This is a genomic window from Demequina flava (assembly GCF_000975035.1).
GTDB classification, from domain to species: domain Bacteria; phylum Actinomycetota; class Actinomycetes; order Actinomycetales; family Demequinaceae; genus Demequina; species Demequina flava.
Genome location: NZ_BBRA01000003.1, coordinates 1 through 5,461 on the forward strand (window position 1 = coordinate 1; position 5,461 = coordinate 5,461).

General features: G+C 54.9%; 3 rRNA genes. All 3 read right to left on the reverse strand.

What is annotated here, in order from left to right:
- Positions 1-7: 7 nt before the first annotated feature.
- The 3 genes from rrf to AOP74_RS11975 all read right to left on the reverse strand — a co-directional run bounded on the left by rrf (position 8) and on the right by AOP74_RS11975 (position 5,200).
- Positions 8-124 (reverse strand): 5S ribosomal RNA (gene rrf / locus AOP74_RS11965).
- A gap of 78 nt (positions 125-202) precedes the next feature.
- Positions 203-3,319 (reverse strand): 23S ribosomal RNA (locus tag AOP74_RS11970).
- Between the two features lie 360 nt (positions 3,320-3,679).
- Positions 3,680-5,200: ribosomal RNA gene (locus AOP74_RS11975) — 16S ribosomal RNA — on the reverse strand.
- The 16S, 23S and 5S rRNA genes sit together here, the layout of an rRNA operon.
- Positions 5,201-5,461: the final 261 nt, after the last annotated feature.

Genomic DNA, 5,461 nt, shown 5'->3' on the forward strand with positions numbered 1-5,461 from the left:
AAAATATGTGCCGCAGCGACCTACTCTCCCACACCCTGGCGAGTGCAGTACCATCGGCGCTGAGAGGCTTAGCTTCCGGGTTCGGAATGGGACCGGGCGTTTCCCTCTCGCTATGGCTGCGGCAACTCTATGGAGATATCGGTTTTGGGTTCGACCGTTTCTCGGGAACCGCATAGTGGACGCTTTGTTACATGTTTGATTTAAAGTCAAGTTATCGGCCTATTAGTACCGGTCAGCTTCAAGGGTCGTTAGTCCCCTCTTCCACATCCGGCCTATCAACCCCATGGTCTATAGGGGGCCTCTCGGAGCAAGCTCCGTGGAAATCTCATCTTGAGACCGGCTTCCCGCTTAGATGCTTTCAGCGGTTATCCGTTCCGAACGTAGCCAACCAGCCGTGCTCCTGGCGGAACAACTGGCACACCAGAGGTTCGTCCAACCCGGTCCTCTCGTACTAGGGTCAGATTCTCTCAAATTTCCTGCGCGCGCAGCGGATAGGGACCGAACTGTCTCACGACGTTCTAAACCCAGCTCGCGTACCGCTTTAATGGGCGAACAGCCCAACCCTTGGGACCAACTCCAGCCCCAGGATGCGACGAGCCGACATCGAGGTGCCAAACCATGCCGTCGATATGGACTCTTGGGCAGGATCAGCCTGTTATCCCCGGGGTACCTTTTATCCGTTGAGCGCTGGCGCTTCCACATGCCACCAGCGGGTCACTAGTTCCGACTTTCGTCCCTGCTCGACCTGTCAGTCTCACAGTCAAGCTCCCTTGTACACTTGCACTCGCCACCTGATTGCCAACCAGGCTGAGGGAACCTTTGAGCGCCTCCGTTACTCTTTGGGAGGCAACCGCCCCAGTTAAACTACCCACCAGGCACTGTCCCTGGTCCGGATTACGGACCGAAGTTAGATATCCAGAGTGATCAGAGTGGTATTTCAACAATGACTCCACCAATACTGGCGTATTGGCTTCAAAGTCTCCCACCTATCCTACACAAACCACACCGAATACCAATACCAAGCTATAGTAAAGGTCCCGGGGTCTTTCCGTCCTGCTGCGCGTAACGAGCATCTTTACTCGTAGTGCAATTTCGCCGAGTTCGCGGTTGAGACAGCGGAGAAGTCGTTACGCCATTCGTGCAGGTCGGAACTTACCCGACAAGGAATTTCGCTACCTTAGGATGGTTATAGTTACCACCGCCGTTTACTGGGGCTTAAATTCACAGCTTCGCCTTGCGGCTAACCGTTCCTCTTAACCTTCCAGCACCGGGCAGGCGTCAGTCCGTATACATCGTCTTGCGACTTCGCACGGACCTGTGTTTTTAGTAAACAGTCGCTTCTCCCTGGTCTCTGCGGCCTTCGAACGCTCACAGCAGCTAGTGCTGATCACGCCTCAGGCCCCCCTTCTCCCGAAGTTACGGGGGCATTTTGCCGAGTTCCTTAACCACGATTCACTCGATCGCCTTAGTATTCTCTACCTGATCACCTGAGTCGGTTTGGGGTACGGGCGGCTAGAACCTCGCGCCGAGGTTTTTCTTGGCAGCATAGGATCACCGATTTCCCACTAATGTGGTCACCATCGGGTCTCAGACATGTGAACGGCGGATTTGCCTACCGTTCGTCCTACACCCTTAGACGTGGACTACCATCGCCACGCTCGGCTACCTTCCTGCGTCACCCCTGTTATTACGCTTGCCTACTACGGACTTGGTTCGCGCGCTAGCCACATCTGTCACTCCGAAGAGATCGAGTGTGGTTCGGGCGCTTAGCATTATCCGCCTTGGCATGGGCGGTTCTTCGCCGGTACGGGAATATCAACCCGTTGTCCATCGACTACGCCTGTCGGCCTCGCCTTAGGTCCCGACTTACCCAGGGCGGATTAACCTGGCCCTGGAACCCTTGATCATTCGGCGGACGGGTTTCTCACCCGTCTTTCGCTACTCATGCCTGCATTCTCACTCGTGTGGTCTCCACTGCTGGGTTACCCCGCAGCTTCACTGCCCACACGACGCTCCCCTACCCATCCACACGCTTGGACCCCCATCACGAAGATGGAAGCCGGGCAATGTGTGAATGACACAACTTCGGTGGTGTACTTGAGCCCCGCTACATTGTCGGCGCGGAATCACTTGACCAGTGAGCTATTACGCACTCTTTCAAGGGTGGCTGCTTCTAAGCCAACCTCCTGGTTGTCTATGCAACTCCACATCCTTTCCCACTTAGCACACGCTTAGGGACCTTAGTTGGTGTTCTGGGCTGTTTCCCTCTCGACTATGAAGCTTATCCCCCACAGTCTCACTGCTGCGCTCTGACTTACCGGCATTCGGAGTTTGGCTGACGTCAGTAACCTGGTGGGGCCCATCGGCCATCCAGTAGCTCTACCTCCGGTAAGAAACACGCAACGCTGCACCTAAATGCATTTCGGGGAGAACCAGCTATCACGAAGTTTGATTGGCCTTTCACCCCTATCCACAGCTCATCCCCTCGGTTTTCAACCCAAGTGGGTTCGGTCCTCCACGCGGTCTTACCCGCGCTTCAACCTGGCCATGGATAGATCACTTCGCTTCGGGTCTAGACCCAGCGACTCTACCGCCCTATTCGGACTCGCTTTCGCTACGGCTGCCCCTCACGGGTTAACCTTGCCACTGAGCACTAACTCGCAGGCTCATTCTTCAAAAGGCACGCCGTCACCCCTGCTAGGGAGGCTCCGACGGATTGTAAGCACACGGTTTCAGGTACTATTTCACTCCCCTCTCGGGGTACTTTTCACCTTTCCCTCACGGTACTGTTCCGCTATCGGTCAGTAGGAAGTATTTAGGCTTACGAAGTGGTCTTCGCGGATTCACACGGGATTTCTCGGGCCCCGTGCTACTTGGGATAACTCTTCGAAGTGCACGCAATTTCGTCTACGGGGGTCGCACCCTCTATGCCGGGCCTTTCAATGCCCTTCGACTATCACGCACATTTATGACTTCGCTCACCAGTATCAGCTGGTGACAAAAGGTCCCACAACCCCACATACGCAACGCCTGATAGCTATCACACGTATATGGTTTGGCCTGTTCCGCTTTCGCTCGCCACTACTCACGGAATATCTCTTCCTGTCGGTACTGAGATGTTTCACTTCCCGACGTTCCCTCCAAACACCCTATATATTCAGGTGCAGGTCACTGGACATGACTCCAGCGGGGTTTCCCCATTCGGACATCCTCGGATCAAAACTTGTTTGCCAGTTCCCCGAGGCTTATCGCAGGCTACAACGTCCTTCATCGGCTCCTACTGCCAAGGCATCCACCATGTGCTCTTAAAAACTTGACACAGAAATCAAAGATGCTCGCGTCCACTATGCAGTTCTCAAGCTACGGGCGATACCCCTCATCTACTGCAGCGCCTACCCCCACACGGGAGCGGTTCGTCTACAACGAGGGGACCAAAACCAGAAAGAATCCGGTGTCCCTTAACGGGTCCCGATCTTTCAGGACCCAACAGTGTGCCAACCATGAACAACTCCCACCAACACGATCCGCTTTCCAACCCCAAGGGGCGTACTCACACGCGTCAATGCTTGCTGCCATGTCCATGTCGATGTTCCATCCATGAGCTCTCGCCGGTCAACACATGTGACCGAAACGAGGCCTGGACAACCAAACCGAAGTTTGACTGCCAGATGCTCCTTAGAAAGGAGGTGATCCAGCCGCACCTTCCGGTACGGCTACCTTGTTACGACTTAGTCCCAATCGCCAATCCCACCTTAGACGCCTCCCTCCACAAGGGTTAGGCCGACGTCTTCGGGTGTTACCGACTTTCGTGACTTGACGGGCGGTGTGTACAAGGCCCGGGAACGTATTCACCGCAGCGTTGCTGATCTGCGATTACTAGCGACTCCAACTTCATGAGGTCGAGTTGCAGACCTCAATCCGAACTGAGACCGGCTTTTTGGGATTCGCTCCACCTTACGGTATCGCAGCCCTTTGTACCGGCCATTGTAGCATGCGTGAAGCCCAAGACATAAGGGGCATGATGATTTGACGTCATCCCCACCTTCCTCCGAGTTGACCCCGGCAGTCTCCTATGAGTCCCCACCATTACGTGCTGGCAACATAGGACGAGGGTTGCGCTCGTTGCGGGACTTAACCCAACATCTCACGACACGAGCTGACGACAACCATGCACCACCTGTATACGGCGAAAAAATCACTCCCTATCTCTAGGGATAGACCGTATATGTCAAGCCTTGGTAAGGTTCTTCGCGTTGCATCGAATTAATCCGCATGCTCCGCCGCTTGTGCGGGCCCCCGTCAATTCCTTTGAGTTTTAGCCTTGCGGCCGTACTCCCCAGGCGGGGCACTTAATGCGTTAGCTGCGACGCGGAAACCATGGAATAGTCCCCACATCTAGTGCCCACCGTTTACGGCATGGACTACCAGGGTATCTAATCCTGTTCGCTCCCCATGCTTTCGCTCCTCAGCGTCAGTTGTGGCCCAGAGACCTGCCTTCGCCATCGGTGTTCCTCCTGATATCTGCGCATTCCACCGCTACACCAGGAATTCCAGTCTCCCCTACCACACTCTAGCCTGCCCGTACCCACTGCAGACACGAGGTTGAGCCTCGTGCTTTCACAGCAGACGCGACAAGCCGCCTACGAGCTCTTTACGCCCAATAATTCCGGACAACGCTTGCGCCCTACGTATTACCGCGGCTGCTGGCACGTAGTTAGCCGGCGCTTCTTCTGCAGGTACCGTCACTTTCGCTTCTTCCCTGCTGAAAGGGGTTTACAACCCGAAGGCCTTCATCCCCCACGCGGCGTCGCTGCATCAGGCTTTCGCCCATTGTGCAATATTCCCCACTGCTGCCTCCCGTAGGAGTCTGGACCGTGTCTCAGTTCCAGTGTGGCCGGTCGCCCTCTCAGGCCGGCTACCCGTCGTCGCCTTGGTGAGCCATTACCTCACCAACAAGCTGATAGGCCGCGAGTCCATCCCAGACCGAAAAACTTTCCCAACGATGACCATGCGATCTCGTTGCATATCCGGTATTAGACCTCGTTTCCAAGGCTTATCCCAGAGTCTGGGGCAGGTTACTCACGTGTTACTCACCCGTTCGCCACTGATCCACCCAGCAAGCTGGGCTTCACCGTTCGACTTGCATGTGTTAAGCACGCCGCCAGCGTTCGTCCTGAGCCAGGATCAAACTCTCCATAAATGATAATCAGCAAACCCACCAAAAGTGGGATCACAAACATTACAAAGAAGACCAAAAACTTGGTCAGTTCAATCTCTAGCATCGAACAAAATGTCACTGACATTTCGTTGTCTACCAAAGGAATCCTAAACACCCTCAAAAAGAGGATGCCGGAGTTTGGCATCGACAATATGTGGCACACTGTTGAGTTCTCAAAGATCGGACGCGCACCACCACCTCACCCTCACGGGCCCGGTTTTGGGGCAACCCTTCTAACTTACT